The sequence below is a fragment of the Streptomyces sp. NPDC008139 genome (assembly GCF_042957025.1).
Lineage (GTDB): Bacteria > Actinomycetota > Actinomycetes > Streptomycetales > Streptomycetaceae > Actinacidiphila.
In genome coordinates this window covers 372,341-390,554 of record NZ_JBIBHM010000009.1, presented here as the reverse complement: position 1 = coordinate 390,554, position 18,214 = coordinate 372,341, and the positions used below count along the sequence as shown (strand labels likewise).

19 protein-coding genes are annotated in these 18,214 nt (G+C 72.0%); 12 read left to right on the top strand and 7 right to left on the bottom strand.

The genetic code is table 11. From position 1 onward, the window contains the following. Position 1: 1 nt before the first annotated feature. On the top strand, positions 2–685 hold the full coding sequence (locus tag ACFZBB_RS21715; RefSeq protein ID WP_391124653.1) for an FCD domain-containing protein: 684 nt from the start codon (positions 2–4) through the stop codon (positions 683–685). Positions 686–840: 155 nt separating this feature from the next. Here the strand turns inward: ACFZBB_RS21715 and fabI are convergent, their stop codons facing one another. The 3 genes from fabI to ACFZBB_RS21700 form a co-directional block, all read right to left on the bottom strand. Then, positions 841–1,632, bottom strand: a complete 792-nt coding sequence (gene fabI, locus ACFZBB_RS21710; protein ID WP_391124650.1) for an enoyl-ACP reductase FabI — start codon at positions 1,630–1,632, stop codon at positions 841–843. Between the two features lie 4 nt (positions 1,633–1,636). Next, positions 1,637–2,356 carry a 3-oxoacyl-[acyl-carrier-protein] reductase gene (gene fabG / locus ACFZBB_RS21705; RefSeq protein ID WP_188281889.1) on the bottom strand — a complete coding sequence of 240 codons (720 nt, stop codon included), beginning with the start codon at positions 2,354–2,356 and terminating at the stop codon, positions 1,637–1,639. A 121-nt stretch (positions 2,357–2,477) separates the two neighbouring features. Continuing rightward, positions 2,478–3,389 carry a lytic polysaccharide monooxygenase gene (locus ACFZBB_RS21700; RefSeq protein WP_391124647.1) on the bottom strand — a complete coding sequence of 304 codons (912 nt, stop codon included), beginning with the start codon at positions 3,387–3,389 and terminating at the stop codon, positions 2,478–2,480. Positions 3,390–3,624: 235 nt separating this feature from the next. On the opposite strand from ACFZBB_RS21700, the gene ACFZBB_RS21695 reads away from it, so the two are divergent. The 3 genes from ACFZBB_RS21695 to ACFZBB_RS21685 are packed head-to-tail and all read left to right on the top strand — an operon-like array spanning position 3,625 to position 7,108. Next, the gene (locus ACFZBB_RS21695; RefSeq protein ID WP_355333678.1) at positions 3,625–5,154 is read left to right on the top strand and encodes a TldD/PmbA family protein; all 1,530 of its coding nucleotides are present in this window, start codon (positions 3,625–3,627) and stop codon (positions 5,152–5,154) included. Continuing rightward, entirely contained in the window at positions 5,151–6,545 is a 1,395-nt protein-coding gene (locus ACFZBB_RS21690; protein WP_391124644.1) for a metallopeptidase TldD-related protein, read from the top strand. Before ACFZBB_RS21695 ends, ACFZBB_RS21690 begins: the two co-directional genes overlap by 4 nt. Before the next feature lie 5 nt (positions 6,546–6,550). Continuing rightward, positions 6,551–7,108, top strand: a complete 558-nt coding sequence (locus tag ACFZBB_RS21685; protein ID WP_391124641.1) for an RNA 2'-phosphotransferase — start codon at positions 6,551–6,553, stop codon at positions 7,106–7,108. A 20-nt stretch (positions 7,109–7,128) separates the two neighbouring features. On the opposite strand, the gene ACFZBB_RS21680 is transcribed toward ACFZBB_RS21685, so the two are convergent. After that, entirely contained in the window at positions 7,129–7,413 is a 285-nt protein-coding gene (locus ACFZBB_RS21680; protein WP_355333683.1) for a GlsB/YeaQ/YmgE family stress response membrane protein, read from the bottom strand. Positions 7,414–7,652: 239 nt separating this feature from the next. On the opposite strand from ACFZBB_RS21680, the gene ACFZBB_RS21675 reads away from it, so the two are divergent. Then, the gene (locus ACFZBB_RS21675; protein ID WP_391124638.1) at positions 7,653–8,033 is read left to right on the top strand and encodes a DUF3099 domain-containing protein; all 381 of its coding nucleotides are present in this window, start codon (positions 7,653–7,655) and stop codon (positions 8,031–8,033) included. 146 nt (positions 8,034–8,179) lie between these two features. Beyond that, entirely contained in the window at positions 8,180–8,425 is a 246-nt protein-coding gene (locus ACFZBB_RS21670; protein ID WP_391044209.1) for a hypothetical protein, read from the top strand. A gap of 68 nt (positions 8,426–8,493) precedes the next feature. Here the strand turns inward: ACFZBB_RS21670 and moaA are convergent, their stop codons facing one another. After that, complete coding sequence (gene moaA, locus ACFZBB_RS21665) at positions 8,494–9,483, bottom strand: GTP 3',8-cyclase MoaA (protein WP_391124635.1); 990 nt, start codon at positions 9,481–9,483, stop codon at positions 8,494–8,496. A gap of 401 nt (positions 9,484–9,884) precedes the next feature. Between moaA and ACFZBB_RS21660 the strand changes: the two genes are divergently transcribed. Together ACFZBB_RS21660 and ACFZBB_RS21655 are read left to right on the top strand one after the other, a co-directional pair. After that, the gene (locus tag ACFZBB_RS21660) at positions 9,885–10,121 is read left to right on the top strand and encodes a hypothetical protein (RefSeq protein WP_391124632.1); all 237 of its coding nucleotides are present in this window, start codon (positions 9,885–9,887) and stop codon (positions 10,119–10,121) included. Positions 10,122–10,264: 143 nt separating this feature from the next. Next, on the top strand, positions 10,265–11,824 hold the full coding sequence (locus ACFZBB_RS21655) for a S8 family serine peptidase (protein ID WP_391124630.1): 1,560 nt from the start codon (positions 10,265–10,267) through the stop codon (positions 11,822–11,824). Between the two features lie 51 nt (positions 11,825–11,875). Here ACFZBB_RS21655 and ACFZBB_RS21650 read toward each other — a convergent pair whose 3' ends face one another. Together ACFZBB_RS21650 and ACFZBB_RS21645 are read right to left on the bottom strand one after the other, a co-directional pair. Continuing rightward, complete coding sequence (locus ACFZBB_RS21650; protein WP_391124627.1) at positions 11,876–12,931, bottom strand: zinc-binding dehydrogenase; 1,056 nt, start codon at positions 12,929–12,931, stop codon at positions 11,876–11,878. Between the two features lie 70 nt (positions 12,932–13,001). After that, complete coding sequence (locus ACFZBB_RS21645) at positions 13,002–13,895, bottom strand: sterol desaturase family protein (RefSeq protein ID WP_391124624.1); 894 nt, start codon at positions 13,893–13,895, stop codon at positions 13,002–13,004. A 107-nt stretch (positions 13,896–14,002) separates the two neighbouring features. Between ACFZBB_RS21645 and ACFZBB_RS21640 the strand changes: the two genes are divergently transcribed. The 4 genes from ACFZBB_RS21640 (at position 14,003) to ACFZBB_RS21625 (ending at position 18,214) form a co-directional block, all read left to right on the top strand. Then, the gene (locus ACFZBB_RS21640) at positions 14,003–15,010 is read left to right on the top strand and encodes a DEDDh family exonuclease (RefSeq protein ID WP_391044202.1); all 1,008 of its coding nucleotides are present in this window, start codon (positions 14,003–14,005) and stop codon (positions 15,008–15,010) included. 130 nt (positions 15,011–15,140) lie between these two features. Next, a complete protein-coding gene (locus tag ACFZBB_RS21635) occupies positions 15,141–15,386 on the top strand; it encodes a hypothetical protein (protein ID WP_188281880.1) in 246 nt (81 codons plus the stop codon). Between the two features lie 97 nt (positions 15,387–15,483). Beyond that, positions 15,484–16,332, top strand: a complete 849-nt coding sequence (locus ACFZBB_RS21630) for an SURF1 family cytochrome oxidase biogenesis protein (RefSeq protein WP_391124622.1) — start codon at positions 15,484–15,486, stop codon at positions 16,330–16,332. Between the two features lie 91 nt (positions 16,333–16,423). Next, positions 16,424–18,214 (top strand): glycoside hydrolase family 15 protein, encoded by a 1,791-nt coding sequence (locus tag ACFZBB_RS21625; RefSeq protein ID WP_391124619.1) that lies wholly within the window; start codon positions 16,424–16,426, stop codon positions 18,212–18,214.

Below are 18,214 nucleotides of genomic sequence, written 5' to 3'. Positions count from 1 at the left end.
GATGAATCTCGGTCCAGTGCCCAGGCACACCACGCTCGCCGACCGTACGATCGGCAGCCTCCGCGCCCAGATCACCTCGGGCGCCTGGCCGGTCGGCTCCCGTATCCCCACCGAACCGGAGCTGGTGGAGCGGCTGGGGGTGGCGCGCAACACCGTCCGCGAGGCGGTGCGGGCGCTCGCCCACAACGGTCTGCTCGACATCCGGCAGGGCTCCGGCACCTATGTGGTGGCCACCAGCGAACTGGCCGGGGTGATGCGGGCGCGCTTCGCCGACTCCGACCCGCTGCACGTGGCCGAGTTGCGCAGCTCGCTGGAGGGGACGGCCGCGGGTCTGGCCGCGCAGCGCCGTACCGACGCCGACCTGGCGCAGCTCGACGCGGCGCTCGACCGGCGCGAACGGTCCTGGGAGTCGGGCGACGCGGAGTCGTTCGTCGAGGCCGACGCGACCATGCACCTGGCGGTGGTGGCCGCCTCGCACAATGACGTGCTCACCGCGCTCTACGCCGACCTCGGCGAGGTGCTGCGGGACTTCCTGCGGGCCGACGTCGGCACCGACCTGCGGCCCGAGGACCATCTCGACCACGCGGGGCTGGTCGACGCGATCCGCGCGGCCGACCCGGAGCGCGCCGCGACCGAGGCCCGCGACCACGCCTTCCACTGCCGTTTCGGCACGGCGCTGGCCTGACCCGCCCTGATCCGCCTTCGCCTGCCTGACCCGCCTCACCCGCCTGACCCGCCTGACCCGCCTGACCTGCCTGACCCGCCTGACCTGGCAGGGCCGTACACGGCGGAGCCCCCGCACCGGTCGGTACGGGGGCCCTGCCACAGTCCTCGGGGAGGTCAGCCGCCGACGGCGTGCAGGCCGCCGTCCACGTGGATGATCTCGCCGGTCGTCTTCGGGAACCAGTCGGAGAGCAGCGCCACGACACCGCGCCCGGCGGGCTCGGGGTCGGCGGTGTTCCACTCCAGCGGGGAGAGGTGGTTCCAGGTGTCCGACAGCTCGCCGAAGCTCGGGATGGACTTGGCGGCCATGGAGCCGATCGGCCCGGCCGAGACCAGATTGCAGCGCACATTGCGCGGGCCGAGGTCACGGGCGAGGTAGCGGGAGGTGGCCTCGAGTGCCGCCTTGGCCGGGCCCATCCAGTCGTAACCGGTCCAGGTGTACTGCGCGTCGAAGGTGAGGCCGACGACCGAGCCGCCGCCCACGCCGGTGGCGCTGTCGTACGCGGGCATGAGCGGCATGCACGCCATGGTGAGCGACTTCAGCGAGAACGCGGAGACGTGCATGGCCGTCGCGACGGACTCGAACGACGTGTTGAGGAAGTTGCCGCCCATGGCGTCCTGGGGGGCGAACCCGATGGAGTGCACGACACCGTCGAGGCCGCCCAGCTCCTCGCGGACCACCTTCTCAAGACGCTCCAGGTGCTCGGTGTTGGTCACGTCCAGCTCGATGACCTTGACCGGCTTGGGCAGCTTCTTGGCGACGCGCTCGGTGAGGGTGGGCCGGGGGAAGGCGGTCAGGATGATCTCGGCACCCTGCTCCTGGGCCAGCTTGGCGGCGTGGAAGGCGATGGAGGACTCCATCAGCACACCCGTGATGAGGATGCGCTTACCGTCGAGGATTCCGCTCATGTTCTCAGTGACCCATGCCCAATCCGCCGTCAACGGGGATGACGGCTCCAGTGATGTACGAGGCGTCGTCCGAGGTGAGGAACCGCACCGTCGCGGCGATCTCCTCGGGCTTCGCGTAGCGGCCGAGGGGCACCTGCGCCACGATGCCCTCGCGCTGCTCGTCGGTGAGCGCCTGGGTCATGTCGGTGTCGACGAAACCGGGCGCCACGACGTTGAAAGTGATGTTGCGCGAGCCCAGTTCACGGGCGAGCGAGCGGGCGAAGCCGACCAGCCCCGCCTTGGAGGCCGCGTAGTTGGCCTGTCCCGCGGAGCCCAGCAGCCCGACCACGGAGGAGATCAGGACGACGCGGCCCTTTTTGGCCCGCAGCATGCCGCGGTTCGCGCGCTTCACGACCCGGAAGGTTCCGGTGAGGTTGGTGTCGAGGACGGACGTGAAGTCCTCCTCCGACATCCGCATGAGGAGCTGGTCCTTGGTGATGCCGGCGTTGGCGACCAGCACCTCCACGTTCCCGTGCTTCTCCTCGATCTCCTTGTAAGCCTGTTCCACCTGCTCGGGGTCGGTGATGTCGCAGCGGACGGCCAGGCAGCCGAGCGCCACCAGTTCGGCGGGCGGCTCACCCGAGCGGTAGGTGATGGCGACCTTGTCGCCCGCGTCGGCGAAGGCACGCGCGATGGCGAGGCCGATGCCCCGGTTGCCTCCGGTGACGAGAACCGAGCGGCTCAACGGATCACTCCCTCAGTCGTGAGTTTCTCCGTGAAAAGCTATCGGTCCTCGCACCGATCCGGGGAATCGGCCCCGACAGGCTGCTCCCGTGGTCCCTGTGGGTTTCCTACAGAACCATGGGTCAGCCGTTCGCGCGGGCGGCGGCCCTGCGGCGGCTCCAGAGCAGCAGTCCCACGGCGCCCGACGCCAGAACGGCACTGCCGGACAGGGCGGTCTCCAGGGTGCCGGTGGCCGCGCGGTTGTCGGTCACGTCGCTGGTCGCGAGCTTCGCCGTGGTGGATGTCACGGCGACGTCGCCGCCGTGACCGTGGTGGCTGACGGTGGACTTGGACGCGCCGGCCGCGATCTGCTGGTCGGTCGGCGCCTGGGGCGCGGCGACCGCCGCCGCTTGTACCCCCTGGCCGAAGACGACATCGGAGCAGCCGTAGAAGGCCTCGGGGCTGTCACTGCGCTGCCACACCTGGTAGATGAGCTGCCTGCCGGTGCGGCTGGGCAGGGTGGCGTTGAAGGTGTAGTAGCCGTTCGTCGCGGAGGCGACGGTGTTGTAGACGGCGATCGGGGTGGCGTCCAGGTCGGACCACTTGAGCGGCTTGGTCGGGTCGTATCCGGCCTTGGTGATGTAGAGCGTCATCGTGCCCTTGTGCGGCGCGGTGACACGGAAGTTGACGGTGGTGGTGCCCGCCGAGACCGCGGTGGCGGGCCAGTCGGTGCGGGCCCAGTCCAGCGCCCGGTACTTGTCGCGGTTGGCCGAGCAGAGGTGGCCGTCGGGGATGATCGTGCGGCTCTGGCCGTTGGCGTTGGCGATGTTCACCTCGTTCCAGTCGTACAGCGGCTGGGTGCCGCTGTCGGCGACCAGGTCCTTGCAGACCTGCGACTGGGGGTGTTCGGGGCCTTCGGCGAAGCAGCCGGAGATCCGGCTGACCGGTGCGCTGAGCGCGCCGTGGGCGCTGGCGGTCACCGGCGTGAGCGCGGCGATCGTCAAGGCGGCGGCGCCGACCGCGCCGACCGCGGCGGCATTACGGCGTACTGACATGTGGGGGGCTCCTCGTCGTGCGGAGTGTGGTGCAGCGGACAGGAGTGAGGGCGGCGTCATGAGCATAGAGATTGGTCTGGACCAACCTCAAGGTGTCGGCACGGATTGGCATCTGACGATTCGCCGGCCGCCTGCCGCGGCACACGCCGCGTCCTGCGGAAAAGCACGCGCTGGCGGTCTGCGGGACATGATTCACTGCGGATACCTGTCGAACCGGTCGAAGGGGAAGTTCGTCGTGCCTCATGAGGTCGATCAGTCATTCCTGGCGCTGCCCCTGCGGGCACTCGCCGACGCCGCACTGGCCCGCGCCCGCGCGCTGGGCGCGGACCACGCCGATTTCCGGCTGGAGCGGGTGCGCGGCGCGACCTGGCGGCTGCGCGACGCGCGCCCGTCGGGCACCTCCGACACCACCGACCTGGGGTACGCGGTACGGGTGGTGCACGGCGGCGCCTGGGGCTTCGCCTCCGGGGTCGACCTGACGATGGACGCGGCGGCCAAGGTCGCCTCGCAGGCGGTCGCGATGGCCAAGCTGTCCGCGAAGGTGATCGCGGCGGCGGGGTCGCGGGAGCGGGTGGAGCTGGCCGACGAGCCGGTGCACGCGGACCGGGTGTGGGTGTCGGCGTACGACATCAACCCGTTCGACGTGCCGGACGCGGAGAAGACGGCGCTGCTCGCGGAGTGGAGCGCCCGGCTGCTGGCGGCCGACGGGGTCGACCACGCGGACGCCTCGCTGATGACCGTGCAGGAGAACAAGTTCTACGCGGACACCGCGGGCACCACGACCACGCAGCAGCGCGTCCGCCTCCATTCGCAGCTCACCGCTGTCGCCGTCGACGGCGACAGCGGCGACTTCGACTCGATGCGCACGCTCGCGCCGCCGGTCGGCCGCGGCTGGGAGTATCTGACCGGCGCGGACCACGGCTGGGACTGGGACGCGGAGCTGGCCCGTATCCCGGAGCTGCTGGCCGAGAAGATGCGCGCGCCCTCGGTCGAGGCGGGCGCGTACGACCTGGTGGTCGACCCGTCCAACCTGTGGCTGACGATCCACGAATCGATCGGCCACGCCACGGAGTTGGACCGCGCGCTGGGGTACGAGGCGGCGTACGCGGGCACCTCCTTCGCCACCTTCGACCAGCTCGGCACGCTCAAGTACGGCTCGCCGCTGATGAATGTGACCGGTGACCGTACGGCGGAGCACGGCCTGGCCACCGTCGGCTTCGACGACGAGGGCGTGGCGGGACAGTCCTGGGACCTGATCAAGGACGGCACGCTCGTCGGCTACCAGCTCGACCGGCGGATCGCGAAGCTCACCGGCTTCGAGCGGTCCAACGGCTGTGCGTACGCCGACTCCCCCGGCCATGTCCCGGTGCAGCGGATGGCGAACGTCTCGCTGCGGCCCGCGCCCGACGGCCCTTCGACCGAGGAGCTGATCGGCGGCGTCGAACGCGGCATCTACGTGGTCGGCGACCGCTCGTGGTCCATCGACATGCAGCGCTACAACTTCCAGTTCACCGGGCAGCGGTTCTTCCGGATCGAGAACGGGCGGCTCGCGGGCCAGCTCAAGGACGTCGCCTACCAGGCCACCACCACCGACTTCTGGGGCTCGATGGACGCCGTCGGCGGCCCGCAGACGTATGTGCTCGGCGGTGCCTTCAACTGCGGCAAGGCCCAGCCGGGCCAGGTCGCGGCCGTCAGCCACGGCTGCCCGGCCGCCCTCTTCCGGGGCGTCAGCATTCTCAACACCACCCAGGAGGCCGGACGATGAGCAGCGTGACGACCAAGCCGCACGAGATCGTCGAGCGGGCGCTTGAGCTGTCGAACGCGGACGGCTGCGTGGTGATCGCCCAGGAGGAGTCCAGCGCGAATCTGCGCTGGGCGGCCAACTCCCTGACCACCAACGGCGTCACGCGCGGCCGTACCCTCACGGTGATCGCCACCGTGGACGGCGCCGAGGGCACCGCGTCCGGTGTGGTGTCCCGCTCGGCCGTGACCGCCGACGAGCTGGAGCCGCTGGTACGGGCGGCCGAGGCGGCGGCCCGCGAGGCCGGTCCCGCCGAGGACGCGCAGCCGCTGGTGACGGGCGTGCCGCACTCGGCGGCCTTCACCGACGGGCCCGCCGAGACCAACTCCGACGTCTTCGCGTCCTTCGCGCCCGCGCTCGGCGAGGCGTTCGCGACGGCGCGGGCGGGCGGCCGTGAGCTGTACGGTTTCGCCTTCCACTCCGTGACGTCGACGTATCTGGGCACCTCGGCCGGGTTGCGGCTGCGGCACGACCAGCCGACCGGCACCCTTGAGGTGAACGCGAAGTCCCCCGACCGCAAGCGCTCGGCGTGGGCGGGCGCGGCCACCCGCGACTTCACCGACGTGGACCCGCTGGCGATGGACGCCGACCTGGCCCGCCGGCTGGTCTGGGCCGAGCGCCGGATCGACCTGCCCGCGGGCCGGTACGAGACGCTGCTGCCGCCGTCGGCCGTCGCGGACCTGATGATCTACCAGTTCTGGTCGGCCGCGGCCCGGGACGCCGCCGAGGGCCGTACGGTCTTCAGCAAGCCCGGCGGCGGGACCCGGGTCGGCGAGAAGCTGTCGCCGCTGCCGCTGACCCTGCGCAGCGACCCGGCGGAACCCGGCCTGGAGGCGGCGCCGTTCGTGATCGCGCACTCCTCGGGCGACGACACCTCGGTGTTCGACAACGGGCTGCCGGTGGAGCCGGTGAACTGGATCCACGAGGGCTCGCTCGCCCGGCTCACCACCACCCGGCACAGCGCCGGGCTGACCGGCCTGCCGGTTGCGCCCGCCGCCGACAACCTGGTGCTGGACGGCGGCGGCGAGCGGTCGCTGGAGGAGATGGTCGCGGCCACCGAGCGCGGTCTGCTGCTGACCTGCCTGTGGTACATCCGCGAGGTCGATCCGGCCACGCTGCTGCTGACCGGCCTCACCCGCGACGGCGTCTACCTGGTGGAGAACGGCGAGGTGACCGGCGAGGTCAACAACTTCCGCTTCAACGAGTCCCCGGTGGACCTGCTCGGCCGCGCCGCAGAGGCGGGCCGCACCGAGCGGACGCTGCCGCGCGAGTGGAGCGACTACTTCACCAGGGCCGCCGCCCCGGCCCTGCGGATTCCGGACTTCAACATGAGTTCGGTCAGCCAGGGGGTCTGACGCCCGTGCCCGACGAGAAGAAGACGGTCAGGATCTCCAGGTTCCTGTCGATGGTGCTGCGGCACCGGCCCGACAGCGTCGGCCTCACTCTCGACGAGGCCGGGTGGGTGGACGTGGACGAGCTGATCGCGGCGTGCGCCGCCAGGGGCCGCCGCTTCTCGCGGGCCGAGCTGGACCATGTGGTGGCGACCAACGACAAGAAGAGGTTCGCGTACTGCGAGGACGGCCGCCGGATACGGGCCAGCCAGGGGCACTCGGTGGCCGTACGGCTGGGGCTGGAGGCCGCGGAGCCGCCGGACGTGCTCTACCACGGCACGGCCTCCGCCACGGCGCCGCTGATCCTGGCCGAGGGGCTCAGGCCGATGTCCCGCCAGGACGTGCACCTGTCGGCGGACGTGGAGACGGCCGTGCGCGTGGGGTCACGGCACGGCCGTCCTGTGGTGCTCGCGGTGGACGCCAGGGGGCTGGCCGCCGAGGGCCATGTCTTCCGGATCAGCGCCAACGGCGTGTGGCTGACCGACCGGGTGCCGCCGCGGTGGCTGCGGCGGCACCCCACGGGCTGAGCGTCACCGCGGTGCGGGCGTCACCGCGGTGCGGCGGTCTTGCGCGTGCCCTTGAACATCGACCACAGGGCGTCGCCGATCGCCACGACGACGACGGCGCCGATGAGTTGCAGGACGTGCCGGGTCCAGTCGATGCCCTTGGTGTCGTTGACGCCGATCCAGGTCGACACGGCGTTGCCGAGAATGCTGCCGCCCATACCGCAGATCACGGTGAGCCACAGCGGCAGGGACTGCTTGCCGGGGAGGATCGCCTTGGCGATCAGACCCAGCACCAGACCGACGATGATCGCCCACAACCAACCCATGTCACTCGCCTCCTCGCGTCCGGACGGCGTACGCCCGGAACTCGTCCGGCCAGTCTGTGCCCGCTCCGGCTACGCCGCATGTCGAGTGGGCCGTCCGCCGTACGGCCCGACAGCGGCGCCGCACGGATGGTGCCCCCGCTATCGAAGGCGGGCGGTACGCGGCGTACCGTGGTGAGGCCGGGCCGGGTGCCGACCCGTGCTCAGGAGAGTCCGGCGGAGCGAGCGGGTGGTGGAGCGCGATGCGGAAGCAGGGCGGGCCTGAGGTCTTCCAGATCACGGGAGCGCGTACCGGTCTGACCGAGGACGTGGCCGGACGGCAGCGCAGGTACATCATCTCGATGTCGATCCGTACCCTCTCGGTGATCCTGACCGTGGTGCTCTGGGACGTGGAGCGGGTACTGGCCTGGGGGATGCTCGTGGTCGGGCTGCTGCTGCCGTACGTGGCGGTGGTGTTCGCGAACGCGGGCCGGGAGAACGTGCCCTCGCTGCCGTCGTCGTTCGTCCTTCCGCAGGCCAGGCCGATGCTCGAAAGGGGCGATCCGTCCGATCCTGAGGGCTACGGCGAGCCGGTGCCGGTACCCGCGCCGCCGAACCTCAAGAAAAGCTCAGATCAATCGTGAAGTTCCACTCCACGGACGGTTGAGCGCGTGACATACTTCGTACGCGCTCCGCATCCCCCGTCGGAGCGACGGACCGACGCCGGGCGGCTCCCCCCGTGGCTGCCCGGCGTCGCCATGTCCAGCGCCGGTTCTGTTTACTGGGCGTCGTGAGCGATGCCGGGAACACTGTGAACGAGAACGAGAAGCCGATCTGCTCGGCCAAGGACTGCCGTACCCCCGCCGTGTGGGTGCTGGCCTGGAACAACCCCAAGATCCACACGCCGGAGCGGCGCAAGACGTGGCTGGCGTGCGACGAGCACCGCGAGCACCTGTCGCAGTTCCTGGGGATGCGCGGGTTCCTGAAGGACGTCGTGCCGCTGGCGGAGTGGGAGCGGGGAGAGCGGGAGCGGTAGCGGCGCGACGGGGGCTCCGCGGGGCTCCGGGAGCGGCGGTTCTCCGAGGGGCCTCAGGGCGCGGCGGTTCAGCCGCCGATGGCCGACATGGGGCGGTCGGGCTGGAGGAAGGCCGGGTCGTCGAGGCCCGAGCCCGCCTTCTTGCCCCACATCGCCGCCCGCCACAGCTCCGCCATCCGCACGTCGTCGGCGCCGGAGCGCAGCGGGCCGCGCAGGTCGGACTCCTCGCGGGCGAACAGGCAGTTGCGGACCTGGCCGTCGGCGGTGAGCCGGGTCCGGTCGCAGGCGCGGCAGAACGGCCGGGTGACCGAGCCGATGACACCGACCGTGGCCGGGCCGCCGTCGACCAGCCAGCGCTCGGCGGGCGCGGAGCCGCGGACCGTCTCGCCCTCGGGGGTCAGGGTGAAGCGGGTCCGCAGGCGGTCGAGTATCTCGTCGGCGGTGACCATGTCGGTGCGCTGCCAGCCGTGCTGCGCGTCGAGCGGCATCTGCTCGATGAACCGCAGCTCGTATCCCCGCTCGACGGCCCAGGCCAGCAGGTCCGGCGCCTCGTCGTCGTTGACACCGCGCATCAGCACCGTGTTGACCTTCACCGGGGTCAGGCCCGCGTCGGCCGCCGCCGCCATGCCCGCGACGACGTCGTGGTGCCGGTCGCGGCGGGTGAGGGTGCGGAAGACCTCGGGGCGCAGGGTGTCGAGGGAGACATTGACCCGGTCGAGACCCGCGGCGCGCAGCGCGTCGGCGGTGCGGCGCAGGCCGATGCCGTTGGTGGTCAGCGACAGCCGGGGGCGCGGCTCCAGGGCGGCGCAGCGCTCGACGATGCCGACCAGGCCGGGCCGCAGCAGCGGCTCGCCGCCGGTGAAGCGGACGTCGGTGACGCCCAGCTCGTGGACCGCGATCCCGACCATCCGGACGAACTCGTCGTCCGTGAGCAGGTCGGGCTTGGCCAGCCACTGGAGGCCCTCCTCCGGCATGCAGTAGGTGCAGCGCAGATTGCAGCGGTCGGTGAGGGAGACGCGCAGGTCGGTCGCCACTCGGCCGTAGGTGTCGATCAGCACGGGCTCCGCCTCCCTCCTGGACGCTTGTGCGCGCCGTCGCTCCTGCGGCGGGCGCTCGGCGCGCCGCCGTTCCTCCACCCTATGACGTCGCACGGACAACCCGGCGGGGCCGCCGGGCGGTGGGGGCCTGTCGGTGCAGCGTACGCGACGGGCGCCAATTTACAACAGTTTGTTGAAACACCTGCTCGGCGTCCGGTCGCCGTCGGCTCGCTGTCCGGTCCGGCGTCCGCACGTCAGCCGGGCCGCCCGTGTCCTCCGACCAGGTCACCGGGCGCCGCACACCGACACCGCGGCGCGGCCGGTTCGTTGGACAGCCCGGCGGCGCCCACCACGCCGTCACCGTCCCCCCGCCGCTCCGCCGGCCGGGGACCGCCGCCCAGGACCGCCGAGGACTCGCCGCGATGACCCCACCTCCGCCCCCGCCCCCTCCTCCCCCGTCGCACCGGCCGCAACTCCCGGCCCGCAGGCCGTACGGGAGCGTACGGCTGCCCGCCGACCTGCCCGCCGATCTGTTCACGGCACCGGCCGCCGCCCGGCCGGGAACCGGCGCCGCCGCGCCCACCGGCTGGTACGCGCGGCGGGTCCAACTGCCGCCGCTGAGCATCGCCGCGCTGCGATCCGGCCGCCGGTATGGCTGAACCGCCGTCGGCCACGGGGAAATTCCGACCGATCCATGGAATTGCGCTTCTTTGACCGGCCGTTGGGCACTAGTTTCCTTCGTCATGCACACGTCGGACGGCAGACCCTGCCGTCCCACGGTTGATGGACGATTGGAGATCCCATGGTTCCGCTTCCCGGCCTCCCCCGGCGCCGCCGCGCGCTCGCGGCCGGTCTCGGTCTGGTGACGGCAGCCGCCCTCGCCGTACTCCCCGGAGCCGCCCCGGCCTCCGCTTCCTCCGCTTCCTCCGCTTCCTCCGCCTCCAGCGCCTCCTCCGCCGCGCACAGCTCTCAACCGCCGCGCACGGACGGCCCGTTGCTGTCGTACGTCGTCAACATCGACGGCGGGCGCGGCACGCAGCGGTCGGTGGAGCGCGCGATAGAGCGGGCGGGTGGCCAGGTGGTGATCGCGTACGACCGGATAGGCGTCATCGTCGTACACTCGGCCAACCCGGACTTCGGCGCGACGCTGCGGCGCGTCCACGCCGTACGGAGCGCGGGCGCGACCAGGACCGCCGCCATCGAGCCGTCCGCGACGACGCAGGCGGGCGGGGTACGGACGCTGACCGCGGCCGAGGTGGCCGCCGCCTCGGCGCACCGGGCGCCCGGCCAGGAGCCGCTTGAGGCCGACCAGTGGGACCTGCGGGCGATCCGGGCCGACCAGGCGGCCGGGGTCAATCCGGGCAGTTCCAAGGTGACCGTCGGCATCATCGACACCGGCGTGGACGACACCCACCCCGACCTGGCGGCGAACTTCTCCGCCAAGCAGTCCGCGAGCTGCGTGGGCGGCGTCGCCGACACCTCACCGGGCGCGTGGCACCCCTGGGACCCGGCGGCCGACTACCACGGCACCCACGTGGCCGGTGAGATCGCCGCCGCGCGCAACGGGATCGGCGTGGCCGGGGTCGCGCCCGGTGTGAAGATCGCGGCGATCAAGGTCAGCGAGCCGGGCACCGCGCTGTTCTACCCGGAGAGCGTGGTCTGCGCCTTCGTCTTCGCCGCCGACCACGGCATCGCGGTCACCAACAACAGCTACTACATCGACCCGTGGCTCTACAACTGCCCCAGCGACCCCGACCAGCGGGCCATCGTGGACGCCGTGCAACGCGCCGCCGCGTACTCCGAGCGCAAGGGCGTTCTGAACGTCGCCGCCGCGGGCAACAGCGACGACGACCTCAACTCCCACGCCCTGACCGACACATCGAGCCCGGACGACTCCACCGCGGTCACCCGCACCGTCGACCCGCACGTGTGCCTCGACCTCCCGACCCAACTGCCCGGCGTCGTCACGGTGTCCGCGACCGGCGCCCAGAACCTCAAGTCGTACTACTCCAGTTACGGCCTGACCGTGATCGACGTGGCCGCGCCCGGCGGCGACGGCAGGCAGATCCCCGACACCCCGTCCGGCAACGGCCGCATCCTGTCGACGCTGCCCGGCGGCAAGTACGGCTACCTCCAGGGCACTTCGATGGCCAGCCCGCACGTGGCGGCGGTCGCGGCACTGATCAAGAGCCGTCACCCGCACGCCTCGCCCGCGCAGCTCCAGGCGCTGCTCAAGATCGAGGCGAACAACCCCGGCTGCCCGACCGGGCCCGCGCAGGACGCCACCTGCACCGGGCCGAAGGCGTACAACAGCTTCTACGGTCACGGCATCGTGGACGCGCTGAACGCCGTCACCCGGTAGCGCCCGCCAAGACGCCCCGCACGCACGGCCGTTACCGGACGCGTACCGCCCTCAGGGCTTCACCAGCACCTTGAGGGCGGTGCGCTCGTCCATCGCGCGGTAGCCCTTCGGCACGTCCTCAAGACCGACCGTCAGGTCGAAGACCGGGGACGGGTCGACGGTGCCGTCCAGCACGTCGGGGAGCAGTTCCGGGATGTACGTGCGGACGGGCGCGACGCCGCCGCGCAGGGTGATGTTGCGGTCGAACATCTCGCCGAGGTCGAGACCGGTGCCGCTGCCGTGCGGGACGCCGACGTAGCCGATCGCGCCGCCGTCGCGGGTGATGCCGACGGCGGTGCGCATCGACTGCTCGGTGCCGACCGCCTCGATCACCGCGTGCGCGCCCTGGCCGCCGGTCAGTTGACGTACCGCCGCCACGGCCTCGTCGCCGCGCTCGGCGACCACGTCGGTGGCGCCGAAGTCCCGCGCGATGTCGGTGCGCGACGCGTGCCGTCCGAGCGCGATGATCCGCTCGGCGCCCAGCCGCTTCGCGGCCAGGACCCCGCACAGGCCGACCGCGCCGTCCCCGACCACCGCCACCGTCGCGCCGGGCCGCACGCCCGCGCCGACCGCCGCGTGGTGGCCGGTGCCCAGCACGTCGGACAGCGACAGCAGGGCGGTCAGCAGCCGCTCGTCGCAGAGCGCCGCCGCGGGCAGCTTCACCAGCGTGGCATCGGCGTACGGCACCCGGACCGCCTCGCCCTGGCCGCCGTCGGACTGCCCCTCCTCGCCGATCGAGCCCCAGAAGCCGCCGTGCACGCACGACGTGGTCAGGCCCTCGACGCAGTACGCGCACACGCCGTCCGACCACACGAAGGGCGCCACCACCAGGTCGCCGGGGCGCAGCCCCGCCACCTCGGCGCCGGTCTCCTCGACCACCCCGAGGAATTCGTGGCCGATCCGCTGGCCGGGCTTGCGCGCCGACTCGCCGCGGTACGCCCACAGGTCGCTTCCGCAGATGCAGGCGCGCACCACGCGGACCACCGCGTCGCCGGGCCGCCGGATCCTCGCGTCCGGCACCTCCTCCACCCTGAGGTCGTGGGGTGCCTGGATCACGGTGGCGCGCATGGCGGTGTCCTCGCTGGTCAGCTCGTTGTCGGTGGGGCGTCTCCACGGTACGCCAGTGGGCCCGGGGTCCTCACACCCCGGACGGGCTGGACGCGAGGTCGGGCGCGGCGGGCGTCAGGGCCGGCCCGGCCGCGTCCGCGGGGCGCCAGCCGGGGCCGCGGAAGAGGTAGCCGGCGCGGGCGCGCCACGTGGGGGCGGCGGAGAGGTCGCGGGCGAGGGCGGCGTACTCGTGGGTGGCGACCCGCAGCGGGTTGTAGGTGGCGATGTTCTTGGTGAGGCCGTAGACGGGGGCGGCGGTCTCGGGGGTGAAGGAGCGGAAGAGGCGGTCCCAGACGATGAGGATGCCGCCGAAGTTGCGGTCGAGGTAGCCGCCCTGCGAGGCGTGGTGGACGCGGTGGTGCGAGGGGGTGTTGAGGGTGAACTCCAGCGGGGCGGGCAGCTTGCCGACGCGTTCGGTGTGGATCCAGAACTGATAGACGAGATTGACGGCGGCGCAGAACGCGAGGGCGGCCGGGTGCACGCCGAGGGCGATCAGCGGGAGGTAGAACGGCCAGGAGGTGAGGCTGGTCCAGGGCTGCCGCAGCGCCGTGGAAAGGTTGAACCTCCGGCTGGAGTGGTGCACGACGTGGCAGGCCCACAGGACGCGGATCACGTGGTGGCCGCGGTGCGACCAGTAGTAGAAGAAGTCCTGCGCGAGCAGTATCAGCGGCAGCGTCCACCACTCGACGGGCACCCGCAGCGGGGTCAACGCGTAGAGCCCGGAGTAGATCGCGACGATCGGGATCTTCCACAGCGCGTCGGTGACCAGACTGCCGAGACCCATCGACAGGCTCGCGGCGGTGTCCTTGGCGCCGTATCCGGCGGAGTCCTCGTCGGGGTGAAAGCGGTAACTCACCATCTCGACGACGGTGAGCAGTACGAAGGCGGGTATCGACCACAGCACGACATCGGGGAGTTGGGGCATGAGCGCACCATAAAGGCGCGTACAGGGCACCCGCCAGACCTTGTTACCGACAAGTAAGGAAAGCGGGTGGCGGTAGCTGTCAGTGGCGAGCCGTATTCTCTGTGACCATGCTCGACAACCTGGCCGCCCAGACACCGCCGCCGTCCCCGTGGCCTCCCGCCTATCCGGACGGTTACGCCGTGGTCGACGTCGAGACCACTGGGCTCGGCCGGGACGACCGGATAGTGTCCGCGGCGGTGTACCGGCTGGACGCCCGCGGCGAGGTGCAGGACCACTGGTATTCGCCCGTCAACCCGCTGCGCGACCCCGGCCCGGTGTGGATCCACGGACTCACCAGCGCGATGCTCGCCGACGCCCCGCTCTTCCCCGAGATCGCCGACCAGCTCGCCGAACGCCTCGCGGGGCGCGTCCTGGTGGCGCACAACGCGGTCTTCGACTGGTCGATGCTCGCCCGCGAGTACGCGCGCGCCCGGTCCGTCGCACCCGTCGAGCAGCGGCTGTGCACCATCGTCCTGGCCAAGGAGCTGCGGCTGCCCCTGGCCAACCACAAGCTGGAGTCGCTGGCCGCGCACTACGGGGTCGAGCAGCGGCGCGCCCACCACGCCCTCGACGACGCGCGCGTCCTGGCCGAGGCGTTCCGCCCGAGCCTGCACCTGGCCGCCGCAGCCGGTCTCCCCCTGCCGCTGCACACCTGCCGCCCGCTGACCGAGTGGGTCGACGGCTCCGACACGGTCCCCTCGCCGCGCCCCGGCGCCTCCTACGGGCCCGGCTCGTACCGCGCCACCGGCTGGCGCCCGGCCCGCAAACGGCCCGCGTGCCCGTATCCCAACCCCGGCCGCCTCGCTCCCGACGGGCCCCTGGTCCAGGGGATGCGGGTCGCCTTCTCCGGTGACACCGGCATCGACCGCGAGCTGCTGGAGGACCGCGCCACCGACGCCGGGCTCCATGTCGCCTCCAGCGTCAGCCGCCTCACCAGCCTGCTGGTCACGAACGACCCGGACTCCCCCACCTCGAAGGCCGTCAAGGCCCGCCAGTTCGCCACCCCGGTCATCGACGAGGCCCGCTTCACCGAGCTCCTCAAGGCCGTCACCCCCGCGGCGGGCGTGCACGGCTAGGGCATCGGGCAGGCCGGGCGTGCACGGCTAGGGCGTCGGGCAGGCCGGGCGGGCCTCCATCCAGGTGACTCTCGCGCGACGCGGGGCCTCCCGCGTTGCCCCGGCGCGCTCACGGCAGCAGCCTGGGCACATGGCCCGATGCGAGGTTTGCGGAAACGACTACGTCATGAGCTTCGAGGTGCACGCCCAAGGCGCGGTGCACGTCTTCGACAGCTTCGAGTGCGCCATCCACCGTATGGCGCCGATCTGCGAGCACTGCCGGGTGCGGATCGTCGGCCACGGCGTGGAGGTGGACGGCCACTGGTACTGCGGCGGGCACTGCGCGAAGGCGGAGGGCGCGGCCGGGATCGTGGACAAGGTCGGCTCGATCGCCTGAGCCCGGCCGACCGCCCCGCACCCCGTCCGACCACGGCCGCCCCCGCCTGAGGCCCCCCTCCGGACGCCGCGCCCCGACCGAGTTGTACCGTCGTGGGGTGTACCGCTTCCTCTGGTCCCGCCAATGGGTGATCCTCACCCTCCTCGGTCTGGTCATGATGCCCACCATGGTCAGACTGGGCTTCTGGCAGCTCCATCGGCACGAGCACCGGGTGGCGAACAACAAGATCATCGCGGCGAGCCTGAAGGCCGCCCCGGTCGAGGTCGAGTCGGTGACACATCCCGGTGCCGTGCTGCCGAAGACCGATCTGTACAAGTCGGTGACGGCGACCGGGCACTTCGACACGGCGCACGAGGTGGTGGCCCGGCACCGGACGGCGGGCAACGACGGCTCGGACGACACGTCGGGCGGCGGCCAGGAGGTCGGCTACCACGTGATCACCCCGCTGGTGCTGGCCGACGGCCGCGCGGTGCTGGTGAACCGGGGCTGGATCTCGCCGGGCAACGACCCGACCGCGTTCCCGAAGATCACGCCGCCGCCGTCCGGCGAAGTGACGGTCACCGGGCGGCTGCGCCCCGACGAGACGACGTCGTCGACGGGCATCCGCAACCGCTCGGGCCTGCCGGACCGGCAGATCATGCTGATCAGCAGCACCGTGGACGCGAAGTACATGCCGCACACGCTGCTTTCGGGCTACATGGAGCTGGTGTCCATCACACCGAAGCCCGGTCCGCACCAGCCCGCGCTCATCCCCGAGCCCGACCACAGCAGCATCGGCCCGCACATGGCGTACGCGATCCAGTGGTGGCTGTTCACGGGCATGGTGCCGGTCGGCTGGGTGGTGCTGATGCGCCGCGAGCGCGCCGAACGGCTCGCGGCCCGCGAGAAGCAGGACAATCCGGAGAGCCCGCAGGAACCCGAGGGCAGCGTTCCGGTAGCGGTCTGACGCCCCGCCCCCGCACGCTACGGAGACGAGAGCCCGGCGCACACCGTGTCCGGGCGAGGCGAGGACCACCGGAAGGCGGCGAGGCGGCACCGTGCCAGGACGTATCGAGGACTACGCGCTCATCGGCGATCTCCAGACCGCCGCGCTGGTGGGCAGGGACGGTTCCATCGACTGGCTGTGCCTGCCCCGCTTCGACTCGGCCGCCTGCTTCGCCGCGCTGCTCGGTGACGAGGGCAACGGCCGCTGGCTGCTGGCGCCGATGGGCGCGCGGACGTGTTCGCACCGCTCGTACCGGGGCGACACGCTGGTGCTCGACACCTTCTGGGAGACCCCGACCGGGACCGTCAAGGTCACCGACTTCATGCCGCAGCGCGACCGGGCGCCCGATGTGATCAGGATCGTCGAGGGCGTGTCGGGCCAGGTCGACATGCGCGCCGAGCTGACGCTGCGGTTCGACTACGGCGCGGTCGTGCCGTGGATGCGGCGCGCCGACGGGCACCGGGTGGCCATCGCGGGCCCCGACTCGGTCTGGCTGCGCAGCGACCCGCCGGTCCGGGCGTACGGCAAGGACATGCGCACGTACTCCGACTTCACCGTCGCCGAGGGCGACCGGGTCGCGTTCATACTGACCTGGCACCCCTCCCACGAGAAGCGCCCGCGCCGGTTCGACCCGTACGAGGCGCTGGACCACACCCTGGCCGACTGGGACGAGTGGTCGGCCCGCTGCCGTTACGAGGGGCCGTGGCGGTCGGCCGTGGTGCGGTCGCTGATCACGCTCAAGGCGCTGACGTACGCGCCCACCGGTGGCATCGCCGCCGCCGCGACCACGTCGCTGCCCGAGGAGATCGGCGGGGTCCGCAACTGGGACTACCGCTACTGCTGGCTGCGCGACGCGGCGCTGACCCTCAACGCCCTGGTGGAGGGCGGCTACCTCCAGGAGGCGGGCGCCTGGCGCGACTGGCTGCTGCGCGCGGTGGCGGGCGACCCGGCCGACCTCCAGATCATGTACGGCATCGGCGGCGAGCGGCGGCTGACGGAGTACGAGGCGCCGTGGCTGCGCGGCTACGAGGGCTCGGCGCCGGTCCGGATCGGCAACGCCGCCGCGGGACAGCTCCAACTCGACGTGTACGGCGAGGTGTTGGACTCGCTGTTCCTGGCCCGGGCGGCCGGGATGCGCGACGAGCCGCACGCCTGGAATCTGCAACGCGCCCTGATGGACTTCCTGGAGACCAAGTGGCACGAGCCGGACGAGGGCATCTGGGAAGTCCGCGGCCCGCGCCGCCACTTCGTGCACTCCAAGGTGATGGCCTGGGTCGCCGCCGACCGCGCGGTGCGGACCGTGGAGGCGCTGCCCCGGCTCAAGGGCGATGTGGGACTGTGGCGTTCGATGCGCGCCCAGGTGCACGCGGAGGTCTGCGAGAAGGGCTACGACGCGCGGCGCAACACCTTCACGCAGTCCTACGGCTCCAAGGAACTGGACGCGGCGACGCTGCTCATCCCGCAGGTGGGATTCCTGCCGCCCACCGACCGCCGCGTGATCGGCACGGTGGAGGCGGTCCGCCGCGAACTGGACCTCGGCGGCTTCATCCGCCGCTATACCCCGGACGCGGTCGGCGTGGACGGGTTGCCCGGCTCCGAAGGGGCCTTCCTGGCCTGCTCGTTCTGGCTCGCGGACGCGCTGTACGCGATCGGCCGCCAGGACGAGGCGACCGAACTGTTCGAGCGGCTGCTGACGTTGCGCAACGACGTCGGACTGCTGGCCGAGGAGTGGGACCCGGTCACCGGGCGGCTGCTGGGCAACTTCCCGCAGGCGTTCAGCCACGTCGGACTCGTCAACACCGCGCTCGCCCTGTCGGGCGTGCCTGCCATAAGGGACTGCTGA